20 protein-coding genes and 1 pseudogene are annotated in these 25,350 nt (G+C 50.8%); 8 read left to right on the forward strand and 13 right to left on the reverse strand.

Annotated features, from left to right (window positions below):
* The first annotated feature begins 9 nt into the window (after positions 1 to 9).
* The gene (locus EL628_RS21000) at positions 10 to 993 is read left to right on the forward strand and encodes a GAF domain-containing protein (RefSeq protein WP_126581807.1); all 984 of its coding nucleotides are present in this window, start codon (positions 10 to 12) and stop codon (positions 991 to 993) included.
* Positions 994 to 1,105: 112 nt separating this feature from the next.
* A complete protein-coding gene (locus EL628_RS21005) occupies positions 1,106 to 1,897 on the forward strand; it encodes a BON domain-containing protein (RefSeq protein ID WP_126581808.1) in 792 nt (263 codons plus the stop codon).
* Positions 1,898 to 2,536: 639 nt separating this feature from the next.
* Here EL628_RS21005 and ftsZ read toward each other — a convergent pair.
* From ftsZ to mraZ, 12 genes and pseudogenes are all read right to left on the reverse strand, one after another.
* Positions 2,537 to 3,529 (reverse strand): annotated as a pseudogene (gene ftsZ / locus EL628_RS21010) (cell division protein FtsZ); the annotation flags it as partial.
* Between the two features lie 294 nt (positions 3,530 to 3,823).
* On the reverse strand, positions 3,824 to 5,062 hold the full coding sequence (gene ftsA / locus EL628_RS21015) for a cell division protein FtsA (RefSeq protein WP_126581810.1): 1,239 nt from the start codon (positions 5,060 to 5,062) through the stop codon (positions 3,824 to 3,826).
* Between the two features lie 114 nt (positions 5,063 to 5,176).
* Positions 5,177 to 6,340, reverse strand: a complete 1,164-nt coding sequence (locus EL628_RS21020) for a cell division protein FtsQ/DivIB (protein ID WP_126581811.1) — start codon at positions 6,338 to 6,340, stop codon at positions 5,177 to 5,179.
* Positions 6,337 to 7,362: a UDP-N-acetylmuramate dehydrogenase gene (gene murB / locus EL628_RS21025; RefSeq protein WP_126581812.1), complete on the reverse strand. Its 1,026-nt coding sequence runs from the start codon at positions 7,360 to 7,362 to the stop codon at positions 6,337 to 6,339. Before murB ends, EL628_RS21020 begins: the two co-directional genes overlap by 4 nt.
* Positions 7,363 to 7,371: 9 nt before the next feature.
* Positions 7,372 to 8,844, reverse strand: a complete 1,473-nt coding sequence (gene murC, locus EL628_RS21030; protein ID WP_126581813.1) for a UDP-N-acetylmuramate--L-alanine ligase — start codon at positions 8,842 to 8,844, stop codon at positions 7,372 to 7,374.
* The gene (murG, locus tag EL628_RS21035; RefSeq protein WP_161975639.1) at positions 8,841 to 10,004 is read right to left on the reverse strand and encodes an undecaprenyldiphospho-muramoylpentapeptide beta-N-acetylglucosaminyltransferase; all 1,164 of its coding nucleotides are present in this window, start codon (positions 10,002 to 10,004) and stop codon (positions 8,841 to 8,843) included. The genes murC and murG overlap by 4 nt, the downstream gene beginning before the upstream one ends.
* Positions 10,005 to 10,056: 52 nt before the next feature.
* Positions 10,057 to 11,697 carry a putative lipid II flippase FtsW gene (gene ftsW / locus EL628_RS21040; RefSeq protein WP_126581815.1) on the reverse strand — a complete coding sequence of 547 codons (1,641 nt, stop codon included), beginning with the start codon at positions 11,695 to 11,697 and terminating at the stop codon, positions 10,057 to 10,059.
* A 53-nt stretch (positions 11,698 to 11,750) separates the two neighbouring features.
* Positions 11,751 to 12,020 carry a hypothetical protein gene (locus tag EL628_RS21045; protein ID WP_126581816.1) on the reverse strand — a complete coding sequence of 90 codons (270 nt, stop codon included), beginning with the start codon at positions 12,018 to 12,020 and terminating at the stop codon, positions 11,751 to 11,753.
* Between the two features lie 50 nt (positions 12,021 to 12,070).
* Complete coding sequence (locus tag EL628_RS21050; protein WP_161975640.1) at positions 12,071 to 13,831, reverse strand: peptidoglycan D,D-transpeptidase FtsI family protein; 1,761 nt, start codon at positions 13,829 to 13,831, stop codon at positions 12,071 to 12,073.
* 109 nt (positions 13,832 to 13,940) lie between these two features.
* Positions 13,941 to 14,342 (reverse strand): hypothetical protein, encoded by a 402-nt coding sequence (locus tag EL628_RS21055; RefSeq protein ID WP_126581818.1) that lies wholly within the window; start codon positions 14,340 to 14,342, stop codon positions 13,941 to 13,943.
* Positions 14,343 to 14,418: 76 nt separating this feature from the next.
* The gene (gene rsmH, locus EL628_RS21060) at positions 14,419 to 15,438 is read right to left on the reverse strand and encodes a 16S rRNA (cytosine(1402)-N(4))-methyltransferase RsmH (RefSeq protein WP_126581819.1); all 1,020 of its coding nucleotides are present in this window, start codon (positions 15,436 to 15,438) and stop codon (positions 14,419 to 14,421) included.
* Positions 15,439 to 15,477: 39 nt separating this feature from the next.
* Positions 15,478 to 15,885 (reverse strand): division/cell wall cluster transcriptional repressor MraZ, encoded by a 408-nt coding sequence (gene mraZ, locus EL628_RS21065; RefSeq protein ID WP_126581996.1) that lies wholly within the window; start codon positions 15,883 to 15,885, stop codon positions 15,478 to 15,480.
* A gap of 646 nt (positions 15,886 to 16,531) precedes the next feature.
* Here mraZ and EL628_RS21070 point away from each other — a divergent pair.
* Complete coding sequence (locus EL628_RS21070) at positions 16,532 to 16,852, forward strand: HU family DNA-binding protein (RefSeq protein WP_126581820.1); 321 nt, start codon at positions 16,532 to 16,534, stop codon at positions 16,850 to 16,852.
* 328 nt (positions 16,853 to 17,180) lie between these two features.
* Here the strand turns inward: EL628_RS21070 and EL628_RS21075 are convergent, their stop codons facing one another.
* A complete protein-coding gene (locus EL628_RS21075) occupies positions 17,181 to 18,347 on the reverse strand; it encodes a glycosyltransferase family 4 protein (RefSeq protein ID WP_126581821.1) in 1,167 nt (388 codons plus the stop codon).
* A gap of 424 nt (positions 18,348 to 18,771) precedes the next feature.
* On the opposite strand from EL628_RS21075, the gene EL628_RS21080 reads away from it, so the two are divergent.
* The 5 genes from EL628_RS21080 to EL628_RS21100 all read left to right on the forward strand — a co-directional run.
* A complete protein-coding gene (locus EL628_RS21080) occupies positions 18,772 to 20,916 on the forward strand; it encodes an LCP family protein (RefSeq protein ID WP_126581822.1) in 2,145 nt (714 codons plus the stop codon).
* A gap of 82 nt (positions 20,917 to 20,998) precedes the next feature.
* On the forward strand, positions 20,999 to 22,246 hold the full coding sequence (locus EL628_RS21085; protein WP_126581823.1) for a TolB family protein: 1,248 nt from the start codon (positions 20,999 to 21,001) through the stop codon (positions 22,244 to 22,246).
* A 160-nt stretch (positions 22,247 to 22,406) separates the two neighbouring features.
* The gene (locus EL628_RS21090; protein ID WP_161975641.1) at positions 22,407 to 23,663 is read left to right on the forward strand and encodes a TolB family protein; all 1,257 of its coding nucleotides are present in this window, start codon (positions 22,407 to 22,409) and stop codon (positions 23,661 to 23,663) included.
* 220 nt (positions 23,664 to 23,883) lie between these two features.
* Entirely contained in the window at positions 23,884 to 24,831 is a 948-nt protein-coding gene (locus EL628_RS21095) for a protein kinase domain-containing protein (RefSeq protein WP_126581825.1), read from the forward strand.
* Positions 24,832 to 25,033: 202 nt separating this feature from the next.
* Positions 25,034 to 25,350: Rid family detoxifying hydrolase (locus EL628_RS21100; protein WP_126581826.1), on the forward strand; the 317-nt coding region annotated here is incomplete at its 3' end.

The raw sequence follows: 25,350 nt of genomic DNA on the forward strand, positions 1-25,350 counted from the left end.
AGAAAACGCATGGAAGAAGCATCGACCTGGCGCGATTTATTAGGAAAGATCATTAGCGACACATCAGAACGCCAACGCATTGCAGATCTACTAGGCATTAATCCAGTCACGCTCATCCGTTGGGCAACGGGAAGGTCTAATCCGCGGCAAGATAATCTTCGTCCATTACTCGATGCAATACCTACCAATCGCAAACGCATGATCGAGCTCATTGTCCAGGAATTTCCACATTTTTTGAATAGTCCAATCAGCTCTGACGAAAAACTACCAGAGATATCTTCGGCTTTCTACGCTCATGTTCTCAATGTGTATACAACCAGTCCACATCAATTACGCTCTTCCTCGGTCAGCCGAATTATCCTCCAGCAGATTTTAAGCCATCTTGATCCACAACATCTGGGCCTGGCAATCATCATTGCCAAATGTGTTCCCCCTGAGAAGGGCCAGAAAGTCCGTAGCCTCCGCCAGACCATAAGCCGCTCAAATGGACCATGGGAGGCTCTTGAACAGCACACAGCCTTCTTAGGTGCTGAATCACAGGTAGGACATGCCATTACTACCAGGCACCCGGTCATTGTGCAATCTCATCAAGAGAAGCTTCGCCTTTTCCCTCATCATCATATTACGCAAGAAGGGAGTATTGCGGTCTATCCCATTTTGATGTCTGATCATGCCGCAGGGAGCCTCTATATTGCCAGTACCCAACCCAATTACTTTACACCAGGACTCCTGGAACTGATCCGATCCTATACTGATCTGCTGGTACTCTCATGCACGCCTCAGGAATTTTATGATCTCAATGCGATTGAACTGGGAATTATGCCACGTTTTGAAGAGCAATGGCCTTATTTACAGACGCTTCAAGAGCGTATCACCCACCAGATGATACTGGCAGCCCAGCAAGGGCAGCCGCTCGTTCGGCCAGATGCCGAAGCAATTGCCCTCCACGAATTGGAGAATGAGCTGCTAAGGCTGAACTTGCGTGAGCAGTGAACCAGAGACAGGTTGCATCCAGAGCCAACTTTTGCTATGCTTTAGGAGAAGGACAATTATTAATTAATCAATAGGCGTCCACCCTGATTGTATACCATTCGCGGAGGAGAGCATGGACACTTCCCTTCAAAGAACAAGCCTGGTTGAAGATGAGTTAGAGCCATCAACCGAGGCTTATCAGGAGACTGAAGAGGAAGAACATCATATTCACCTGCCCCGTCCGAGCCTGTGGCCCTTTCTATTGAGTGCGGCCATCTTGATCACGGTAGCAGGTCTGCTGTTCATCCCAGATAGTCCCTGGCTTTCATTAATCGCAGCCCCTTTTATTCTGGTGGGCACCCTTGGCTGGGCTTTAGAAGATCCTATGGGGTCAGAAGAGGCTCCTGCACAGCCGCGCCGGCGCTACGAACCAACATTATCTGCTCAACAGGTACTGGATCGAGCGCGTGCCATTGTTGAGAGCACTGTGACCTTTGGCAGTACTGCCTACAGCACTCATCCTGTCAAAGTTGAGCTAGAGAATGAAGGTCCTGAGGGGGTTGTACTGGCCCTCTACGGGAAACTTGAGTTGCAAGCACAGCGTGAGGCGATCACCGAGGCTCTGGCTGATCTTCCTAACGTGGTCGAATTGAAAAATTTCATTGTTGCCGAAGATGAGATTTTGCAGACGGCCTATAAGCGTGTTGACGATATGAAGTCCAAGGGTAAGCTTGATGGCGCTCAGGGGATCTCGCTTCTGGTGGAAAATTATATTTTACACATCTATGGCGATGTTCCCAACAGCACTATGAAGTATGCACTTGAGCGTGAACTGATTGGTATCCCCGGCGTCAAAGTCGTGGTCAACCATATCGGGCTCAATAAAAATATTCCTGGTAACCTGGGAAAGACACGCAACGCTTAATTTTCAAGATGTGAAAAAAGCGAACTCAACCTTGGCGGTGGGTTCGCTTTTTTTGTGTGCTTACTTCCTATGTGCGCAAACTGTTAAGGTGATGAATACGTACACCAATGATTAACGTTTACGCAAGAAGGCTGGAATATCAATGGCGTCACCGGATGGTGTGTTGCGGCTGTTGCGAGCCATCTCGGTAGCACCACGATCGAGACGACGAACATGTCGCTGCTGGCCATTGCCCCGTGGCTGAAGAGGCTGGTCCTCAGGCATAGGTACGGGCAGATCATCGAGAGCATCGCCCATCTCGGTCGGCTCATCGATCTCAAAATCGATCTCTCCACCATCACTCTCGTCTCGGCCCATAGTAGGCAGCGCATCACGGCCCGGAGGAGGTGGCGTCAAAGAACGCTGACGGCCAGTATCTCCACTGGGAGAGAGCGGCTGCACGCGCGGTCGCCCTGGTGCATCGGTCGAAGAGGGTGGCTGATTAGGGCGCATGCTCGCAGGCAATGGACCAGTAGGGCGATTGGAGACATTCCCGGCTGGCGTCAGGCCAGAAGCATTGGGGCGTTGACCATTCGTTCCTGAGCCATAGGGTGTACCAACTGCATGAAGGCGGCTACGATCATAATCCCCAGGCGTAGGAGCGGGCCGAACTGACGCGAACTGGGCAGTAGATGGGCGTCCACTTCCATTATCAAATCCGGTGGCGATGACAGTAATCTTGACGCGACCATCATAATTGGGGTCTTGTACAGCCCCGAAGATAATATTGGCATCTGGATGAGCAGCCTGACTGATAATGTCAGCAGCCTCGTTCACCTCAAACAGGGTCATATCCATGCCACCTGTAATATTAAAGAGCACACCACGTGCCCCACTGATATCAATATCAAGCAGAGGACTGGCAATAGCAATCTGAGCCGCATCAGTAGCTCGCGTATCACCACTGGCTTCACCAATCGCCATCAATGCAGAGCCAGCAGCAGACATAATTGTTTTCACATCTGCAAAGTCCAGGTTAATCAATCCAGGCACAGTAATGAGATCACTGATACCTTGAATTCCCTGGCGCAGCACATCATCAGCCAGACGGAAGGCCTCCGAAAGAGGTGTGCGCTTATCAGCTACTTGAAGCAGGCGGTCATTGGGGACCGTAATGAGCGTATCAACATGCTGCTTCAGGTTGTTAATTCCCTCTTCAGCCGACAGCTGGCGTTTCTTCCCCTCAAAGCTAAAGGGGCGCGTAACCACACCAACAGTCAGTGCGCCCACCTCGCGAGCGATCTGAGCTACCACGGGACTTGCTCCAGTCCCGGTTCCGCCGCCCATACCAGCAGTAATAAAGACCATATCTGAACCTTTTAAGGTCTCATAGATCTCTTCTGCATTCTCTTCTGCCGCCTTCATGCCAACGCTTGGATTGCCGCCCGCTCCCAGGCCACGGGTCAGCTTATCCCCGATGCGAATCCGCTGTGGCGCTTCTGTCAGCAGCAAGGCCTGGGCGTCTGTATTGATAGCAATGAATTCGATGCCAGTCATATTCGCCTGGATCATACGATTCACTGCATTACTGCCCCCGCCCCCGACACCGATAACGCGGATCTGGGCGAAGCCTTCAAGTTGATGATTTCCCATAGGTAACATTTCCGTGGCCCCCTTTCGAGTCTCTCATCTATAGAACGAACAACGCCCAATCAGACAACACCGCCTTGCGAAAGTTTTCCTACAAATGAGTTAACGCGCACACTGCATAGATAAAGTGTTTCACTCAATATATTTTTACGTATTATTGTAACGATCAGGAAACCCTACTATAGGGGGACGAGAGGTTGCGTATCCGCTGGACGTGTTCTGATGTAATCTTAAGCATACCGTAGAACATGATTTACCGCAAGTACTGTCCGTATCATCCTGCCTATCCGATCCCATTTATGGAATAAAGGCACGCAGCCAGCGCCCCATCTTAGTCACAAGCGAAGAGGTCATTGACTCCTCTTCATATGCCTCTTCCTCAGTTAAAAATGAGGGGTGACTGAGCCCCCATAATAAAAGACCTACTGCTGTAGCATACGCAGGACGGCTAATCGAATCGGCAAGGCCATGCAGGCCAAGCGGCGAACCGATACGCGCTGGCAGGTCCAGAATCAGTCCAGCTTGCTCAAGGATACCTGGAAGCTCGGCTGTGCCGCCAGTAACCACAACACCGGCAGGCAGAAGTCCATCATAGCCCGATTTACGAATCTCCTCATGGACCATCGTAAAGAGCTCCTCTACCCGAGCCTGAATAATCTCCGCCAGGAGTTTTCGTGGCACAAGATCATCGCAATCAGGCATAAATTGCGACAGGTCGATCATATCGTCATCGTCAATGGTCGAGGGATCGCAGTGCCCATAGGTGATTTTAAGCTCTTCAGCCACGCCTACCGGGAGGCGCAGACCAATAGCGATGTCGCTGGTAATGAGATTCCCTCCAATGGGAAGGACCGTCGTATACCAGATGGCTCCATCCACAAAGACTGCAACATCCGTTGTCCCACCACCAATATCTACCAGCGCCACCCCCAGATCAGTCTCACCATCTTCCAGCACAGCCTCGCCCGAGGCCAGAGGCTCAACCACGAGATCTTCAATCTCCACGTTCGCTTTATTCACACACTTGATGAGATTATGGACCGACGAGACTGAACCAGTGATGATATGGGCTTCAACCTCAAAGCGAAAACCAGACATACCAATAGGGTTTTTAATCCCCTCCTGACCATCCACCACATAGCCACGCGGGATAGCATGGATCACTTCACGATTCGCGGGAAGGGCAATTGCCTGCGCAACCTCCATAGCGCGGCTAATATCATTTTGCACAATATCGCGGTGATTAGGCGAGATGGCGACAAAACCCTTACTATTCTCCGAGCTAATATGGCTACCGGCAATCCCTACACATGCCGAAACAATTTTTTTACCGGAAAGCCGTTCCGCACGATCAAGAGCCGCTCCAATCGAAGTTACGGTCTCTTCGATATTGACTACCACCCCGCGGCGCAGACCCTGTGAAGGACAGGTGCCCACACCAACAATGTTCAGCTTCCCGTCTCGATCTAGCTCGCCGACCAGGACACAGACTTTTGTTGTTCCAACGTCTATCCCGACGATCACCCGCTCTTGCACGATATACGCTCCTATCGGGCGTTACACTTACCAGGTGCACTCCACTGACCAGAGGACTGACTAGAGATACTAGAGCTGTCGTAGATGTGACCATTCCTGTGTATAGTTACGCTCTTATTGTTGTACAGTAAATATTGGACGGAAGCCATAACGTAGGTCAATCGTCGAAAGAGCCAGCTGTTGCTTTTGAGCCAGACCAAGGATCTCGCGTAATTCTACCAGGCGATTGTCCAACGAGTTTGCATCATACGCCCCTCCAAGCATGGCTTTCCAACCTGTGGGACTTTCAACGATATATGATCCCCTACTACCTATCCTCCCAGCAACCGGCCCAGCACCCTGAGCATCGGTACTAGCATACATTGTACCATCGAATTTTAGGGTAAATGCATTGATATTTACTACCTGCGGCATTCGCTTGCTGATCTCCATTGCAAATGATATCGATCGTTGATCTAAATACACTCCCACCTGCACCTTCTGGCCCTCTAATGGGGTCTGCACAACAATGGGCAGAGAGGTACCAGCGCTCTGAACTGCTGCAATCACCATTCCCTGCCGATCAATACTGTATGTCCCCTGTGGGGTCTGCCAGAGCAAGACTGGACTCCGCTCCGTTACACTGACCGTTAATTGATTCGGCCACTGCTTGCTGACAGTCACAGAAGCTATCAGCGGAGAGGATGCGATCTGCTTCCGCATGGGAGCCACGTCATACAGAAAGATATTTTGTCCGTGGATACTGGCTTGCTGACCTATCTGTTGTATAGTACGGATGAGCGCTTCATTTTGGGTACCTTCAATGCGAATTGGCCCAATCTGGAAGGCTGCACTGGTCAAAGGGATCAGGGCGATAAGCACGACAACAATTACCAGTGCCAGAATGCTCAAAATACGCCAGAGCAGCCCACGCCGACGTTGATGTCCCCCTCGCTCGGGCACCGGTGTCTGGTAATAAGGGAGACGCCTCCGCAATGGACTGATCCGCCCGCTAGAGGCTGGTACGCCTGTCTTCGCAAATGTGCGATGTACCAGTTTCACCGGTGGCTTCCTGGAAGATGCGCGGACCTGGCGCTGCTTCTCCTGGCGCTGGGCAAAGGTCTGCCATGCAGTCGAAGGATCTTCTGCTGGAACTTTGACAACACGTGGCAGGGAGCGAGGAGGCTGCAAAGCCTGACTGACTCTCCGTCTCTGCTCGCGTGGTGCACTCTCCTCTTCCGAGCCTCTCCGAACGGAATACAAAGCTACCTGTTCTGGTACTTTTCTCTTTCCTGTCATGTTTTTAAAACCTTCCACTCCCCGCGCAGCTCGACTTCCAGTTCTAGATCGATATCAAAGCGTTCGTAGACTTTCAGATGTGCTTCCTTAATCAAGGCTGCCACATCAGCTGCACTAGCACCACCTACATTGACAATAAAGTTCGCATGCTTCTCGGAGATCTGTGCACCTCCAATGACCATGCCTTTCATACCAACCGCTTCAATCAACCGCCCTGAATAATCCCCTGGAGGATTTTTAAAGACCGAGCCCGCACTCTGCTGAGGTGGCTGGGTTCGTTTGCGATACTGCTTATGCTCATCAATGGCTTTGCGCAGTTCTGCTGGCTCTGCACGATGCAGATGAACCCCTAATTGCATAACGATCTCAGCCGGCTCAATAAGCTGGCGAGCTGCGGCAATGGGGTCGCCCTGCTCATCAAACTGGACCCGGCGCTGGGCCCGAAAACGACTATGACGATAGGCTAAATCTAGTTCAGCATGCTGATAACGCACGACACTTGGTGCCACAGGTCGCTCCTGACACGCTCGTGCATCTACGATATCGACCCAGGCCAGCACTTCGCCCAGGTCATGCCCATGCACTCCTGCGTTACTGATCACACCACCACCCAGTGTGCCCGGAATGCCCGGTCCAAACTCCAGACCTCCCCAGCCCCGGGGGACCAGGTCGCTCAAGATCTTCGGCCAGCTGATCCCTGCGCCCGTGACCAGAAGCGCGGTCCCATCTCCATTATCTTCAATCTGATACTGATTGAGAGCAACCCGCGCAACGACTCCTCGTACGCCCGCATCTGCATACAGCACATTGGTTCCGTTCCCTGTGATCATCAGGGGCCAGCGCTGTTGAGAACAGATAGTAACCAGGCTCAGGAGGCTCTCCTGTGAGTCGAGTGAGACCCATATATCTGCCGGACCCCCCACACCAAAGGTACAGTGGCGCCCCAAAAGCTCATTACGACGGACCCGCTCTCCAAACTGAAGGCGTAATTCAGCATATGCAGTCTCAACATCGAAAGTCATTGTTTTCCCCTACGCTTGTTTTGTATCGTGTAGTAATAGTTCAGTCACTGTATAAATATCGCCAGCCCCCATAATGACGGCCAGATCTCCCGAGCGCAAGTTCTGCCTCAACAAACGAGTTGTCTCTTCAACGCTACCGCTATGCAAAATTTGCGCATCCCCTTGGGTAAAATGTGGACGCTGAGCCAGCGCCTGGACAAGATCACGCGCATGAATCAGGCCTGTGTCCCGCTCACGCGCCGGAAAGATGTCGGCGATGAAGACGAGATCTGCTTCGTCAAAGGCTTCTAAAAATTGGTTCAAGAAGGTTTTGGTCCGGCTATACATATGGGGTTGATAGACGGCAATCAGACGCTGACCAGGATAGCGGCGACGCGTTGCATTCAGGGTGGCGGCAATGGCGGTGGGATGGTGAGCATAGTCATCCACAAGCATCACATCCAGTACTTTCCCATCAATCTGTAAGGGGCCCTGCTGGCGAATCTCAAAACGCCTTCTGGTTCCCCCAAAACTTTCTAATGCCTGCACTATCGTCTCTGCCGCAATGCCAATACAGTGCGCTGCCGTTAAGGCCGCCAGGGCGTTCTCGATATTGTAGGCACCAGGTACCTGAAGCTGAATGGTCAATTCCTCCGGAAAATTTGCTCCCGTCTGACTTTTCACCCGGAAGCTTGTCTCTCCATCCAGTCTGATGTCTGTAGCCTCAAAGGTGGCTGGCTCTCCAAATACTGAGTGGCCCTCCAACGCATAGGTGAGAATCCGGCCCGGCCAATCGTGCAAACGCGCCTGTAGATCGAGACAGCCCGCACTCCCTGCGTTCAGGATGAGGGTGGGAGGCAGAGGCCAATCGCTTGTGAAATCCATTCCGCGAATAAAATGCTCAAAGGCTGCGAGGAATGCCTCATAGTCAGCAAAAAATTCTGGATGCTCAAATTCTATCGAGGTTACAACGATCAGTCGTGGATGATAATGCCAGAAATTGTGATTGAACTCGTCGGCCTCATTGACAAAATAAGGGCTCTCCCCCAGGCGATAGTTGGCCCCAAAGCGCGGGACAACTGCTCCGATAACGCAGGTAGGATCTAACTGCGCATCAACCAGCATCAACGAGAGCATTGAGGTCGTTGTCCCTTTCCCATGCACCCCGCTGACTGACAGGACGCATTTATCGCGCATCAATGTGCCCAGAAGCTCTTGCCAGGTCAACACCTGTATGCCACGCTCACGCGCTGCCAGCACCTCTGGATTGTGTGGATCAAGCGCAGGGACGGCGGGACTGATGATCAGGCTATCAACACCCTCTAGATGCTCACTACTATGACCGATCTGAATCGCAATCCCTGCCTGCCGCAAAGCTTTAACGGTTGCTGACTCCCGCTGATCACAGCCAGTCACGTGGTTTCCACCAACTAACGCCATCTGAGCTACTGCCGATATTCCTTGACCGCCAATACCCATAAAATGCAAATGTGGTTGCTTCAATTCTTTCCCCCCTCACTAACTCCAGGTACCAGACCTGCGCCCAATTTCGCTGTACGTATAACGGCCTCGGCAATCTGACGCGTCGCTTCTGGCAACGCAAAGGTTCCTACCTTCTCAGACATCGTTAATAAGCTAGCAGGCGATGTTGTAATAGTTCTTACACGCTCTACTAATAGTTCAGGCTTCAATTCGTCATTAGGAATAACAATGGCCGCCTGAGCACGCTCAAACATTGCAGCATTCGCCTCCTGTGGTGAACGCCCAATAGCTGGTGGCAGAGGAACAAGAATGCTCGGCTTATGCAGTACAGCCAGTTCGCTCAGGGTTGCTGCTCCGGCGCGGCAGATGACCAGCTCAGCAGCTTGCAGAGCCAGGGGCATCTCATCGGACATGTAGGGCACCAGGCGATAGCGCTGGCTCAGTTCGGCGCTCAGGCCCACCATTGTCTCTTCTGCAAGATGACGGGTCTCTTCGTATAATTTTGTGCCGCTAATCTGTAAAACCTGACAGAACGGTAAGAGCTCTGGGAGCGCGTGCGCTACAACCTGATTCAGATGCCGGGCCCCCTGGCTACCACCAGTGATCAGCAATAAAGGCAGATCAGGGGCAAAGCCAAGCGCTGTTCGAGCCTGAGCCACAGAGGTTCGCTGGATATCCAGAATCTCCTGGCGAATGGGATTCCCCAGCAGGGACGTTTTCTGTGCCGGAAAATAGTGAAGCGAGTCCGCAAACGCGACAGAGACACGGGTCGCCAATGGACCAATAAGTTTATTGGAAAGATTAGGCGGAACATCCTGCTGGTGCATGACCAGCGGAACTCCATTGGCCGAGGCTGCCAATCCTGCTGGCACTGCTACATATCCTCCGCTGGTAAAAGCAACCTGAGGGCGAAATTGGCGCACAATCTGCAATGCCTGTGCCATTCCAACTGGGACACGAGCCAGCCCGGTCGCTGTTCGCCAGGAGACAAAACGCTGGAGCTTTCCCGCTTTGATGGCTTCAAAACGGAAGCCAGCCGCCGGTACGAGCTGAGTCTCCAATCCATCATCACTTCCTAGATAGAGAATCTCAGCCTGATAGGTATCACGTAATTGAGTGGCTACGGCCAGGGCGGGATAGATATGCCCACCTGTTCCACCACCAGAGACAAGTATTTTCATGAGTGTTCCTGTCAGGGCCATCTTCAGTTCTGTATAAAGCTGTCGATGAGCCTTATGACTTCTTTCTGAATGCTATCGTAATGGAGCGAGAGAGCGCAGGTGTCTCCGGCTCTTGTATATAACGTGAGATGTTAAGCAATACTCCTACCGCAGCCAATGAGACTATCAGTGAAGAGCTGCCATAACTAATAAAAGGCAATGGAACCCCGGTATAGGGTATCAATGCCGTCGTTGCCCCGATGTTGATGATTGCCTGCAATACCAACCAGGTGGTAATCCCCGTTGCTAACAGAGCGCCATAAATGTCCTGTGTACGACGAGCGAGGCGGAAGCCCCGAAAGGCCAAACACAAGAACAACAGAATGACAAGTGTCCCACCAATAAAGCCCAACTCTTCGCCCAGAATGGCGAAAATAGAGTCGATATGCGGCAAAGGCAGATACCCTGTCTTCTGCCGACTCTCTCCCAATCCCAGTCCAAACCAGCCACCTGAGCCGAGAGCTAACAGCGATTGGTATAACTGAAGATTAAGGTTGGTCATATACTGTGGATTAAATGGATCGACAAATCCAATCCAACGCAGTAGGCGGTAGCCTCGAAAGGCCTGAGTCATAAAAATTAAGATGCCACAGCTCATCGCCAACAGAAATTGTAGGATATTGGCCCCTGCTGTGAAGAACATCGCCGTTGCCAGACCAGCAATGACGATGGCTGTCCCCATGTCATTCTCTAACAAGACCAGACCAAGAATCCCTCCGACAAGAATGACAAATGGTGCCAGACCATACAGAAAGGTCCCAACCTGGTTCCCCTTACGAGCAAGCCAATCAGCAATATAGAGCGCCAGAACTAACTTGATCAACTCGCTCGGCTGAAACGATAGGACTGAGCCAAATGAGAGCCAGCGTGAGGCTCCATAAGCGTTCGTCCCAAATTTCAGCACAATAATTAATAAAGGGACAGAGATAGCCATCCCAACCAGAGAGAAACGACGCCACTGGCGATAGTCAATCCTCATGGTTACCAGCATGGCACACACCCCTAGCGCAGCTCCCAACAACTGCTTCTGAAAATAGTAGGAAGGATCTCCACAGCAACGCGCGGCAACAAACGTACTGGCACTATAGACCATCACCAGCCCGATACAGAGCAGTGACAACACGACCACTAACAGCAGTGCATCGAACTTCCCTGCGATACGTGGAAGGCGCATCTCTAAGAGAGAAAGCAGCCTCTGCTCATCTGTATTCAGGAGTGTTGCCCCAAACATACGTTTAGCTGGCTTTTTAGGGGCCTCACGTTTCGGCTCCCCTAATCGTCCAGAAGGGTGTTGTACTGGCGGCAAGTCCCCCAGAGATCCAACCCTGGAGGTTCTACTCCGCAGAGAAGGTACCTTTCCTGGCGTTAAAATGGGCACAGTGACTGCATCTGCACCTTCAGCCGCTTTAACCAGAGGCTGCAAAGGTTGAGAGCTCTTTGCCTCAGGTTTAGGCAGAGGCTGAGAGCTCCGTCCCCGCCTGGAAGAGCGTTCAGAGACGTTTTGTGGCACACTCTTAGGCAGGACGGACTGACGATGAGTTGAAGAGGTCAGAGCAGGCGAGCGTAAAACGGGCTGCGCAAGGTCTGCGGCATCGCCCCGCCGATCTGACCGCTGTCGGGCCAATTGTGCTTGTTTCAGCTTATCTCGTAGCATAGGCGCTATACAATCTTTTCCTTTGACTCATCCATCAGAAGAACGTGGAAGGCTTATGCCCCTTTGCCATCCTGGGCTGCCTGCTCTTGCATCATCTGTAACATCTTTTCAACTTCTTGATCGCTGATGCGCAGTTGAACCGATTGTAGATCTACCACTTCAACGCCCTGGTCATGCGCTAAATTGCTCCATGGATCAGCCTCCAGAACCGGCAGATTCTCCTCACCTGAGGGGACCTGAGGAACGCGCCGACCAAGTAGCTCCTGCCAGATCTCGCTCAGATTCTCATGCTCGTGCTGTGGATCGAATTTGCCATTTTGCATTTTACACCTCTTTTGAAAGCTAAAGAAAGCCAATCGCTGCTCTACCCCTTTTAGTGAAGAGGCAGATCAGGGGGAACTTCATCTATGGCCATCAGTTGTTGGGCAATAGTTTTCCAGAGCGGCCCGGCGGCTGTCCCGCCATAGATCTGATTCTGTGGACGATCCAGCTTAACGAGAATAACAAACCTCGGCTGTGAAGCAGGCAAAAAGCCTGCCATCGAGGCCTCGGTCTGGTCCTCAGCTAATCCCTGCGTCGTTGCAGTCCCCGTTTTCACAGCCACACTATAGCCCGGAATGGTTGCCTGTTGATTGGCATTGGCCGCACTTACAAGCATTCCTGTCAGTTGTTTCGCCGCCTCTGCACTGATCACACGCTGTTCAACGCGTGGCTGTATCGTCTGAACTTGCCCATTCTTAACGATCTGCGAGACCAGGTATGGCTGCATCATGACCCCCCCATTCGCAATAGCTTGATAAGCCCGAGCGATCTGAAGTGGAGTCGCTGTAATACTTTGTCCAAAGGATTGTCGCACCATATCGCTCTTTGTCCAGCCCTGGGAGCTCGGGGTACGATAGCCTCCCCCTGTCTCTGGTGAAAGCAGCCCGGTCTTTGTCCCAAACCCAAACCGCTGGAGATAAGGATAGAAACGATCTGGCCCCAGGACATTGTAAGCGACATAGGCAGCGCCCACATTGGCAGAATGCTCTAACACCTGGGTCATACTCTCTGTACCATAGCCCTGACGCTCCCAATTTGTAACCGTGGGAGTACCATCCGGAAAATCCAGATAACCTGGATCTTGGATGGTCTGTTCAGGCGTAATGAGCTTCTGGTCAAGGGCTGCCGCCATAGTGATTGCCTTCATGGTTGAACCAGGCTCATAAGCACAATACAAAGCAGGATTGTAATAGACCTCTTGCTGACCAAGGCAACCTTTTTGATCCGCATAGTTCCCATAATCGTTTGGATCAAACGCAGGATAGCCAGCCATAGCAACAATTGCCCCTGTCTGTGCGTTGAGCACTAAGGCAGTGCCGCTCTGGGCCCCCATCTGCTGGACCGTCTCAGCTAACGAACTCTGCACAATCTGCTGCACATCACTCTTCACTGTGACCGTGAGGTCGGCACCACTAATGGCGCTCGATCCAGACGACGTTCCAACCGTCAATGGATTTCCCATCAGGTCTGTCTCTGCTGTAAAGTTGCCAGGCTTACCAGCTAGAAGCTGATCATATTTTGCCTCCAGACCATAGATACCCCTCGTCTGGCCCGCTGACTCCTGAACATACCCCAACATCTGAGCCGCCAGATCATTGTTTGGATAGACACGCCATGGTCTTGGCTCTAAAAAGGTATCAGGTAAGCGCATTTTCCGCAACTTTTCGCTCTGCTCTGGCTCAATTGGCCCAGCAATACGTACCGTTGGGCGGCCTGACCCAAAAGCTTGCAGGAGACTCTCTTCAGAAAGCGCAGGGAGAACCCCATGCAAAGCAGCAACCTGAACCTGGAGATCGGCCTGATAGTTATCGGGATGATCAGAAGTAAACTGGATCGGCTCAATGTACACATCATCACGTACGACATTGGTAGCGAGTAAACGGCCATCAACATCATAGATATGACCGCGAGGAGCGGGAATGATCTGATTCTGGACATGTTCTGCATTGGCCTGAGCAGCAAGGCGATACCCGCTGTAGGATTCCAAAATCTGCCAATAAAAGAGACGGGCAAGAAGAGCAAAAACGACAGCACAGACCAGCAGAAAAATAATCATCTGCCGCTGGCGAGCGCGACGGAGCTCTGTACTCATCCGCATCTCCATTTGTTGATACTCCTGCCTTCAGGCGGAGGAAAGATACTCCTATGGCTGATAGAACCTGTCGATTCTACTCACTTCAGCTTACACCCTGGTAGCCTCATTATTTGCCGGGAAGTGGTTGAAGATTATGCACCGGCACAATCCAACGTTGCTGCGGATCAGCCGGAATTAATCCCAACTTGACCGCCTGGGCCTCGATAAAACCTGGTGATTGCTCTTGAGCCAGAATATCTTGCAGATCTTGATTCTGGCGCGCCAGGACTGATTGCTGTGAACGCAGATCCTGTAAGTGCTGATTAGCAGCAAAAGCCTGGCCCAACTGACTGAGATAGAGCACAGCCATCATCCCCATCAATACGACACTGGTAATACACAATGGTACAGGGCCCATCTGTACCGACAGAGGTCGAAAGCGGCTACGACGCCGAATAATCCGTGTCGATGGGGATGAGGTGACCCGCCGCTGCTCTTTCTGGCCCTTCAATGTCTGAAACTTTTGCATCTGCGTTCCTTCGCATTGTCAAGTACGTAGCAGCTACGCTCTCTCTACGCCTCAACAAAACTCTACATATGACGCACTACGCCTCGATTATCTTTTCCGCCACCCGCAGTTTGGCGCTCCGGGCTCGCGGATTACGTTCAATCTCCTGGACAGTGGGCGTAACGGGTCTGGATGTCACAACCCGAAGGCGAGCTTTGTGCCCGCAAACACAGACAGGAAGACGTGGTGGGCAGAGGCAACCAGTGGCCTCGCGTCTGAAATACTCTTTCACAATTCGATCTTCAAGTGAGTGAAAAGAGATGATAGCGACCCGAGCAGCCTGACCAGCAAGATCCGTTTGACTCAATAGTTCCGTAATCTGCGGAAGAACTGTCTCCAGTCGCTCCAATTCGTGGTTTACAGCAATTCGTAGCGCCTGAAATGTCTTCGTTGCAGGATGAATCGAGCCAGGAGTATAGGGCACACCAGCTGCGGCAATCTTTGCCAACTCACTGGTTCGTGTGATCGCTCGCGTGGAACGCTCACGGACAATACGACGAGCAATGGCTCGCGAACGAGACTCCTCACCATAACGCCAGATGATATCCGCCAGTTCTTGTTCGCTTGCCGTATTCACTAGATCAGCAGCTGACACTGCAAGCGATTGATCAAGGCGCATATCTAAGGGCCCATCACTGCTAAAAGCAAAACCACGCTGGGGGTCATCCATCTGATCCGAAGAGAAGCCTAGATCTAATAAGATCCCCTGAACTCCAATAAAACCTGCCTGAACCGCCAGCTGGCGCATCTCGTCAAAATTTCCATGAACGAGCTTCAGACGATCTGCCGTGATAAAGCCAGCTAGCCGCCCACTCACACGCTCCAGAGCTCGCTCATCAGTATCAATCCCCAATACGCGACCAGAAGGCGCTGACTGTGCAAGCAATTGCGCAGTATGCCCCCCCCCACCAACTGTGCCATCAATGTACAATCCACCTGCACGAGGTCGCAGAAATTCTAACACCTCATCCAACATCACCGACACATGTTGTGTATGCCCTATCTCATTTGTCTGATCTGCGGAATTGCTATTCCTGGTACTATCCTGTGATTCCATGTTTATCAACTATAAAGTTCTTAGAGATCTTTCTACACTTTAAAAAGGAATTTTGTTGCTCTCTGACTCCAGTTGCTCTTGATACGTCTGCCAGGCTGAGCGATCCCAGATCTCAATATGGTCCCGTACCCCTGCAACTGTCACTTCCCCCTCGAGCTTTGCATACGCACGTAATTTGGCGGGAACCAGCATTCGGCCCTGTCCATCTAATTCGACTTCACAGGCGCTTGGATAGACACGCCGCTCAAAATCACGCAGGTCATCACTGGTGAGACCAGCGACCAGCTCGTTTGACTTCTCTTCCCATCGTTCAAGGGTATAGATCGAAAGGCATGTCCCCATACCTTTGCTCAGCACAGCCCCTTTATCCATCTGGCTCCGAAACTTTGCCGGAACAGCTAGACGGCCTTTGGCATCGAGCGTATGTTCATATTCGCCGAGAAACATTACCACTGAAGAACCTTCTTCTCGATCTGTTCGCGTTTAGTCATCCATAAAATCCTGGCATGTAAACATACTTCACGACCCACACCTCGCTTCGATAGAACCTCCCCAAAATTCCCCACTTTCCCCCACTCCATTGTAACACTTCTTAGGCATGTGCGGAAAGAGCCTTTTCCACCAATTTTCATGGCTATGGTGGATAACTTGTGGATAACTCTTTCGCATTGGTACAGGGGACGACAACCCACAACGAGGCACGTTCTCGCAGGCTCAAAGTCTTTACAATACGATTATTCTTATAAGTCCCAGCTGCGCTGCAACACGCTCTTTCTTTGCTACACCAATTGAGCAGTATTGTACTAGCCAGGATCGCACCGAATGCTAGAAAAAAACAACTCCCAATGGAGGGTGTGCAGAGCCTGCCTGGAGAGCCATTTTCCACATTAGTTGATAGGTATAAATTGGCTCCCCATGCCGATTTACAGGCAGTCTTGCATCTCTAGTGATAGTGTGACGCTTGTATTTCTCAAATTCGCGTGCTATACTCCTAATCGGCAGTGAGGTTGTGATGCCGCTCTACAAGCCCGGCAAAGTACCCTCGGGCACAATAGCGACGTGTGTTGATAGTTGCAAGGAGGATTTCAAACCTATGGCCGAAGAAAAGACCACACAGGCAACCGAATCGCAGACTATTGGTCGACAGGAGCTTTCTAAGCGCATAGCCAAACAGGCAAAACTATCGCAGAAACAGGCAGCTGAGGTGCTTGAAGCAACACTCACCGCAATCCGTGAGGCTCTTCAAGAAGGTGATGAGGTACGCCTGGTTGGCTTTGGTTCCTTCAAAGTTCGTCAGAGCGCTGCACGCAAAGGGGTCAATCCACGTGACCGCCAGCCCATCGAAGTTCCCGCAAAAGAACGTGTACGCTTCTTCCCTGGCAAAGAACTCTCAGAGGCAGTCGTTAAAAAATAGGTCGTTGTTTACGTAGTACTCACTGCCAACTACTCAAAACCAATCCTATTGGCCCTTGAAGTGCAGTCAGGCATATCGTCCGCTATGCCAAATCAATCGGTCGCTACGCGGCATCTGACTGAGCAAAACGGCCTCTTAAAGCATCGCTCACAGGACCTGAATCGTCCTTCTTGAGGAGAGCTGCCTTCGCCCCTGACGCCGTCATGCCAGGCCAGCTCCTTCACCAACACAGCCCGATGCTTCAAGAGGCCGCTTTGCATTCTCCCTCACATCTGGATAGTTGCGCTAACATGCCCCTTCGTTACACACTTTTTTGCATGAATCTGTACTAAGCAGCGACTGGTGTTCTGGACATTTCAATCACTTCCGCATAACCACGTACCAGATGCTCCATAGCTTCATGCCAGCTACGGCTCTGCGCTGTGAGTAGAGCCGTCTGGCTCATGGCTAATCGCATGCTCTCCATCTTGACCAGGCGCTCCAACTCTCCCCTATACGCGCTGATCTGCTCTTCCAGGCTCATGTGTCGCGCATCCAGCAACAGGCCAGTCTGTTCATGCGTCACGAGATCACGTACTCCATCAGAATCAATGCCCACTACTGGAAGACCTGAGGCTAGAGCCTCCAGGACTACCTGACCAAAGGTCTCTGTCACCGATGGGAACGCAAAGAGATCGGCTGAAGCATATGCTCGTGCCAGATCCTCCCCTGCAAGGTAGCCCGTAAAGGTGACGGGGACATGCTTCAGCTCCTGCTCAATCTCCGCATAGGCCGGTCCATGTCCAACAATGACCAGATGAGACCGCGAATGGTCCATCTCACGATAGGCCTGTATCAAAACACGCAGATTTTTCTCCCAGGAGACACGTCCCACATACAGGAGAATGGCCTTCTTCTCTGGTTCGGTTCGTTCACTCAACCATCTGGCACGTAGCGCTTCATCACGCCTCTGTGGGGTGAAAAGCTGTGTATCTATCCCTCGTGACCAGAGACGCACATTCTCAAAGCCCTGATTGGTCAACATCTGAGCTGTTGATGGCGAAGGGCAGAAGGTCAGAGCACATTGATTATGCACAAAGCGGTTATATAACCACATCGGTCTGGTAAGAAGCGAAAAACCAAAATGGGTGCAGTAAGCAGCAAGATTGGTATGATAGGAGGAAACAATTGGCTTATTTAACAAACGGGCCGCCGCCAATCCGGTCGCCCCTAAGATGACGGGGTCAACAATATGAATGATGTCAGGGGAAAACTCATAAAGACGTCGCACAAACAGTGGACGAAAAAAATTAAATTTTAGTTCGGGATAAAACGGAAATGGCAGGCCAGCCGTTCCAATCACTTCAGCTCCAGCATATTGAACCATCCCACTTTCAGGACCCAGAAGAAGCGCTTGATGACCCTGCGCCTCCAGATGCTCTAATAAACGGGCCAAAGTGCGGGTTACACCATCTAGCTTTGGTAGAAAATTCTCAGTAATAATCGCAACGCGCATGATACACTCCCTGACCTATCAGAAATGCCCGAAGAGTACTACTTAAGATAAGGCGGGCCCACAAATAGGTTATTCTTGTATACATCTTAAAAAGTAACACGTTGGAGTTAGTATCAGGTTAAGGAATATTTAGCACAATGTAAAGCGTAGGATAAAAAGCCATTAAATAGACGAATATATATAACCCTATTATCCTATGGGGTAGGACGTTCATCGGGATGGTGCGTGAACTTTGCCTCATCCGTTCGTTATATTTACAACGCACATGTCTCTATATGTCTATTTATTGCTAACTTTAGTATACGTTAAAACACGCAAAAAATGGTAGGTGGGATGATAGATGTGGAGCATTCATAAGGAAATAGAGAGCAATCATAGGGGGTTATTCCCAGGGTAGCGAGAGAAGTAGGAAGCAGGTACTATAGTGAAAAAACAATTTGTTCATCTACAACCATCAAAAAGTAAACAGACTCCACCCTCAACAGAGCAGGAGATACAGGCTGGCTCGCAACAATCTCAGCCCAGGCCAAAAGGGAGTGGACTCTTGTCGAATTGGAAATCTGAAGGCCACCAATCTGATCTTCAGCCTGCTTCTCATGAGTCTCCTGGACACAAAAAAGGTCTCCTCTCTCATCACCAGGCCAGTCAGTCTGGTTTAGGAGCCCAGTCCGCGCCCGTTCAGCCAAAAAAAGTTGGCTCTGGCCTCCTCTCTCATCATCAAGTCAGCCAGTCTGGTTTAGGTGTCCAGCCCGAGCCCGCTCCATCCAAAAAAGTTGGCTCTGGTCTCCTCTCTCAGCAGTATAATGCACCTGCTTATTCGGGACAGAAGCCAGTTGGGAATCCTCCTTCACAACATTTTCCTGCGCCCAATAATCCTGGCAGACCATCTCAGACATCTCTATCCGCATCACATACGCCTGCACAGACAGCGACAGCAAATAATGCATACCGTCCCTACCCATCTTCTCAGCCATCCAATGCAGGAAACTACGCTCCTGTGATGAACCCTCCCAGTGGGGCTGCTTTCCCTCCTGTTATGAACCCTCCCAGTGGGGCTGCTTATCCTCCCGTTATGAACCCTCCCAGTGGGGCTGCTTATCCTCCCGTTATGAACCCTCCCAGTGGGGCTGCTTATCCTCCCGTTATGAACCCTCCCAGTGGGGCTGCTTATTTTAATCAGGGATATTCACAAAATCCTGTCTATCGCAATGGACCTCCATCGATGAGCCCTCCCACAGGCGGGAGATCGCCATTCAAGAAGCCAGGCAGGAAGAGGCGCTTTCCAATCTGGGCCCGCGTTCTGGTTGCAGCTTTAGCGCTCTTCATTGTGATATCTGGCTCACTCTACGCCTATTATCAGGCAAATTATGCAAATTCTATTAATAATATTACAGGTCATCAGGCGGTCCATCATGTCAACATTGAGACAACCGATTCGCATGGAAATAAACAGAATCAGACGACAAGCAACGATATTCTGAGCGGAAAACGCATCAATATCTTACTGCTAGGCAGCGATAATGATGGCAAGGGGGGGAACAATGGCATTGGTGGTAGCCCGCTGGCTCAGACAGATATCGTCATTACCATCGATCCAACGACCCACTATGTTGGAATGCTCTCGATTCCCCGCGATCTGCGCGTTACGATCCCAGGCCATGGCTCAGGGAAGATGGACTTCGCGTTCTCCTATGGTTTTCAATTGGGTGGCAAGGATTTCACAAACAGTGTGACCAATGGTGCTGGCCTGGCTGAAGATACTATTGCATATAATTTTGGTATTCACATTGATTATTATGCCTGGGTTGGGCTGAGTGGTTTTGTAAAGGTCATCGACACAGCAGGAGGCGTCGATGTAGATGTTATTCATCCGATGGTGGATGATAACTATCCTGACGATGTCAATAAAACAGGGAATACTGTCTACGACTATAAGCGAGTCTATATTGCTCCCGGGCCTCAACATCTCAATGGCGTACAGGCGCTAGAATATGTCCGTACCCGCCACTCTGATCTCGTAGGAGACTTTGGTCGCTCAGCACGCCAACAACAGATTCTCAGTCAACTCAAAACAAAACTAGCGACACCCGATACCATTAATAAGGCTCCCGATCTCCTGAAGGATCTACAGGATGCCCTGAAGACTGATCTTACTGTCTCAAATATGATTGCAATGGGAAATTTTGCACGTAGCCTCGATACCAACAATATCGATCGCATTACGCTGGGACCCCCCACTTTTGCAAGCTCTATCGCCAACACGACCGACTATGCTCCTATCTGCGCACCCATTCGAGATCAGATTGCGAAGATGTTTGATGTACAGTCCAAGTGTATCCCCCAGGCAGACGCCTCTACAGGAGCAGCCGTTGCACAGGTGACAAATTCGCAACCGAATCTCGCTCTGACAACCGCTCCACAAGCACAAGCATCTCTAGCTACCAGCCTGCAAGCAGTCACAAATGAGACGACAGAGAGGTGGCAGTATGTTGATCCAAAAGAGGCCACACATACGATTCTTAATCTAATGCTGGCCTCTGTCTTTGGAGATATTACGGCCTTAGAGTAGCTCTATCTAAGATCTCTGCTCTTTCTTTGAGCAGCCCTGTTTTTGTTCATTAGCAAGCAAGGTGTTTTAATTGATCGCGCCTATGATTACAACTCGAAACTCAATACAGACGAATCGCCGCCATTGGTCTCTGTTGCTGCTCTTCGCGCTCCTCACGCTCAGCCTGCAAAGCTGTCTGGGCATCGGTGAAGATACCACTTTTCAGAACAAAACAACTGGTCCTAATGGAGCTCAGATTGGTATCAACAAGACCGTTCAGGACAAATTCAAAGGGACACTTTACTTTACGCTCGATCATAATCTGTATTCTCTCGATGGAAAACTCAATCTCAAGCAATTAACAAAAAATCTAGAGATACATGATCCAGCTGTCTCCCCCGATGGAAAAACGGTAGCTTTTATCATTCGCTATAAAGATTACTCGCAGCTAGCGACCATCCCCAGTTCAGGCGGACAACCACAAATTCTGTTGGATGGCAATGGCCGCTATCATCCAAATGATCCCTTTCCACCCAAAAGCACGCATGTCTGGTATGCCCAACCATCCTGGTCGGCCGATGGACAGACATTGCTCTTTCTAAGCGATCGCGAAAAAGAGAACTGGTATGCAGCGACAGGAATCAATTCCCCTCTGTTAGACCTCCAGGTTTTTGCGCTCAATCTGGCTAATCCAAAATCGAAGATTCAGGATGTCGCCTATAGCGTCTTCGGCGATGGTGGCCTACGCGATGCCAGCTACCGGCCAAACCACCCCGATCAGGTGATCTATACGAGCTACCACTACGATGCCTCCGACACCAAACAGCTCGTTCAACTTTACATAGAAGATGCGACGGCACTTGTGAAGCGGCCATATTATTATCATCCAGGTTTTGATCCCTCAGTCCCTCTCACACCAGAGACACCAGATGTAGCAAATATGGAGCCTTCATTTTCACCTGATGGAAATAGTCTGCTCTATATTCGACGTGAGGATGCAACCCACCGAAGCCTCTATGTAATGCCCATCGCCGATGGCGTCACCAGTGATCCAAACAATCCACGTTTTGATCCCAATAGCGATGCCAATAAGCAGAAGGCGCTGGCCCCTTTTAACCAATCGGCCAAATTAATGACAAGCCAGTTTGTAACAAAGCCAATCTGGTCACCCAATGGGATGCAGATTGTCTATATTGATTATCATGGAACCACCTTTGACCTCTGGCTCGCGACCCTCCAGGCTGATCCAAAAAATGGTGGGGCTCTGACCATTAAGGCAAATAGCTCCATCCAGCTCACCGATGCTCAGGGCCATCTGGATGCAGACTGCCGTCCCAGCTGGGGTGCTTGAGATACTCAAGCGCTTGCGACAAACATGGCCTCAAAGAGATGACTTTGAGGCCATGTTTGTCGCCTTTATGCCTATTAATAGTATAGTATAGTTATTAGAAGAGAGGACAGACAATTTATCATGTATAATGAATAGAACACTCTTAAACCAGAGGACGACTATGAGAAGAGATAAACAACGATTATGGCTCTTTCTGCTTACCTTTCTAACGCTCAGCCTCCAAAGTTGTTTGGGGATAGATGAGAGCTCTCCCTTTACAAAAACGAGCGCTGGCAAAAGCGGGATCGGCATCAATAGAACAGATCAAGCAAGCTTTAAAGGCAGGTTCTACTTCACCCTCAATCGTAACCTCTATACATTTGATGCAAAGAGACATTTGACCCAATTAACCAGAGATCTGGATGTACGCGATCCTGCCATCTCACCCAATGGTAAGCTGATCGCCTTTATTATCCACTATAAGGACTATTCGGATCTTGCCTATCTCCCAGCCACAGGTGGGCAGCCAACGGTTATCCTCTCTGGCTCCGGCCAGTACCGCCCCAATCCCAACTCTGATGCTCCGATGAGCACCCATCACTGGTTTGCACAACCGACCTGGGCCCCGGATGGGCAGCATCTTCTCGTCCTTAGCGATAAGGAGAAAGCCACCTGGGATCCACAAATTGTCAATTATAAATCCTTTATTCTCGATCTCCAGCTTTTTAGTCTTCCCTTAAGCGCCACAAGTCTGGAAGATCTGCAACCAGTCGCCTATGCTAATATCGGAGATGGCGGACTCCGCGATCCCAGTTACCGCCCGGGACATGCCGATCAGGTTCTCTATACGGGCTTCAAATACGATGCCACCGGAACCAATCAGGAAGGGCTGATCAATCTGGAAGACGCCAATGCCATTATGCTGGACAAGAAACTACATCCCTGGCATCCCACCTATCATCCTGGAGAAGGTAATGAAATTGATCCTGCGGTTGCTCTGACTCCAGAGATGGCTGATCTCGTCAATATGGAGCCGAGCTTTGCGCCCGATGGCAATAACCTGATCTATGTACGCCGTGAAAGCTCGACCAGTATGAGCCTCTACACTATGCCAGTCGCCGAAGGAGTCACCAGTGATCCAAATAACCCACTATTCGATCCGAATAGCGATAGCAATAAACAGAAAGGGCTTGCCCCCTACAATCAATCGAGTAAACTTTTAAGCGGAATGTATCTGAGCCAGCCAGTCTGGTCACCAGATGGAAGACAGATTGCCTATTATAGCTACGACCATACGACTTTTAACCTATGGATTGCGACCCTCAGTCCTGGAAGCCAGCCAGGAAGTTATACCCTTAAAAAAGGGAGCGCAATTCAACTCACTGATACCAATGGCGACCTTGATGCAGACTCCCGACCATGCTGGGTAGCAGGATAACAGGCCATCCCACAGAACAAGCAGGGTAAACGTTCATGAAAGGGGTTCACCACCCTGTATGAAACCTTTATTTTCAGAAGAGGTAATAGGGAAGAAGATATGTCGAGATAGGCACATCCTCAGGCATCGTTCTGGACTCCATAACTCATTAATGGTATACTAGCTTCTGATACTGAAAATCACTCTTAGAGTATTCGCCCAGGTCGCTTGAGGTGAAACGTTGAACCAATTTGAAGGCACACTGATCGCTGGACGGTACGAGATTCGTGAGCATATCGCAACAGGTGGTATGGCGAGCGTCTTCAAAACCTGGGATCACCGCGTAGAGCGCATCGTGGCGATCAAAGTCTTACGATCCCTGGATAAAAATGATCAACGCGCTGTTGAACGCTTCCGCCGTGAAGCACGCGCTGCCGCTGCCCTTGCTCATCCGAATGCCGTTACTATTTATGATTTTGTCGAAGAGATGGGCCAGTATTTTCTGGTCATGGAATATATTCACGGCCCAACCCTTAAACAGCTTATCGGACAACGCCGCCAATTACAGTCGCGGGAAACCATCGAGATCGCAGCTCAGGTCTGCGCTGTCCTTCAAGTGGCTCATACGCGTGGTTTTATCCACCGCGATATTAAGCCGCAAAATATTATGTTGGCCTGGAGTGGAGGAGCTGGAGGACTGGGCGATGGAGGCGCATGGGTAAAATTAACAGACTTTGGGATCGTACGTGTCGCAGAGGACGCTGGCTTAACCAATAGCGGCATCGTTCTCGGTACTGCGGACTATCTCTCACCCGAACAGGCTCGTGGCGAGACTCTCACAGCCTCCTCCGATCTCTATTCATTGGGGGTGGTGATGTTTGAAATGTTAGCTGGCCGGCCTCCATTTGTGGGCCCAACGGCTGTCTCGATCGCGATGCAGCATGCTTCGGCTAACCCACCACCGCTGCGCCAGTTTAACCCGCTTATTCCACCTGTCCTTGAACAATTGGTCATCCGAACTCTACAGAAAGAGCCAGAAGATCGCTTTGATTCAGCCGCCGAGATGCAACAAGCACTCCGCAATTGCGCACGTGAACTGGCCCGCGCAAAGCCAACAACTCAGGCTGCCGCTCCGGGCTACCCACCCCGCTATTCTGATGGTCCATCTGGGCAGAATCACTATTCATAAGAGCTTGCTCTGCGCAGAAACCAGAGCCAGGATGGGGCACGTCTGGACGTGTCCCATCCCCTACTTATCTCAATCAGACCAACGGCCAGAGAAGCACTGATCTCCAACCTGGAGTAGAGGGCAGACGCTAGCCATAACATAACCGTTATCCATCCGCAAGTATCGACTTGCCTACTGTATCAGGAAAAAATTGGGAAAAGCCATGGAACATACACTAACAAAAATCACAACACCAGATGCACCTGCTGCAATTGGCCCTTATAGCCAGGCCATCCGCTTTGGCCAGATGGTCTATACTTCCGGCCAGGTTGCTCTCGATCCTACCACAGGTGAGTTAGTCGGTACGGATGTAACTGCTCAGACCCATCAAGTATTCCACAACCTGCAAGCCGTCTTAAAACAGGCCGGTGCCTCGCTGCAAAGCGTGGTTAAAACAACGGTCTTTTTAAGTACGATGAATGACTTTCAGGCAATGAATGCTGTCTATGCGACCTACTTTCCTGGTACGGCTCCGGCACG

Origin of the sequence: Tengunoibacter tsumagoiensis, from assembly GCF_003967535.1 — a bacterium.
GTDB classification, from domain to species: domain Bacteria; phylum Chloroflexota; class Ktedonobacteria; order Ktedonobacterales; family Ktedonobacteraceae; genus Tengunoibacter; species Tengunoibacter tsumagoiensis.

Excerpts from the sequence above, each read along its gene's own strand:
- EL628_RS21000 (WP_126581807.1), top strand. The coding sequence starts at position 10 with ATGGAAGAAGCATCGACCTGGCGCGATTTATTAGGAAAGATCATTAGC.
- EL628_RS21005 (WP_126581808.1), top strand. The coding sequence starts at position 1,106 with ATGGACACTTCCCTTCAAAGAACAAGCCTGGTTGAAGATGAGTTAGAG.
- EL628_RS21020 (WP_126581811.1), bottom strand. The coding sequence starts at position 6,340 with ATGACAGGAAAGAGAAAAGTACCAGAACAGGTAGCTTTGTATTCCGTT.
- murB (WP_126581812.1), bottom strand. The coding sequence starts at position 7,362 with ATGACTTTCGATGTTGAGACTGCATATGCTGAATTACGCCTTCAGTTT.
- murG (WP_161975639.1), bottom strand. The coding sequence starts at position 10,004 with ATGAAAATACTTGTCTCTGGTGGTGGAACAGGTGGGCATATCTATCCC.
- ftsW (WP_126581815.1), bottom strand. The coding sequence starts at position 11,697 with ATGCTACGAGATAAGCTGAAACAAGCACAATTGGCCCGACAGCGGTCA.
- EL628_RS21045 (WP_126581816.1), bottom strand. The coding sequence starts at position 12,020 with ATGCAAAATGGCAAATTCGATCCACAGCACGAGCATGAGAATCTGAGC.
- EL628_RS21050 (WP_161975640.1), bottom strand. The coding sequence starts at position 13,831 with ATGAGTACAGAGCTCCGTCGCGCTCGCCAGCGGCAGATGATTATTTTT.
- EL628_RS21055 (WP_126581818.1), bottom strand. The coding sequence starts at position 14,342 with ATGCAAAAGTTTCAGACATTGAAGGGCCAGAAAGAGCAGCGGCGGGTC.
- rsmH (WP_126581819.1), bottom strand. The coding sequence starts at position 15,438 with ATGGAATCACAGGATAGTACCAGGAATAGCAATTCCGCAGATCAGACA.
- mraZ (WP_126581996.1), bottom strand. The coding sequence starts at position 15,885 with ATGTTTCTCGGCGAATATGAACATACGCTCGATGCCAAAGGCCGTCTA.
- EL628_RS21070 (WP_126581820.1), top strand. The coding sequence starts at position 16,532 with ATGGCCGAAGAAAAGACCACACAGGCAACCGAATCGCAGACTATTGGT.
- EL628_RS21075 (WP_126581821.1), bottom strand. The coding sequence starts at position 18,347 with ATGCGCGTTGCGATTATTACTGAGAATTTTCTACCAAAGCTAGATGGT.
- EL628_RS21085 (WP_126581823.1), top strand. The coding sequence starts at position 20,999 with ATGATTACAACTCGAAACTCAATACAGACGAATCGCCGCCATTGGTCT.
- EL628_RS21090 (WP_161975641.1), top strand. The coding sequence starts at position 22,407 with ATGAGAAGAGATAAACAACGATTATGGCTCTTTCTGCTTACCTTTCTA.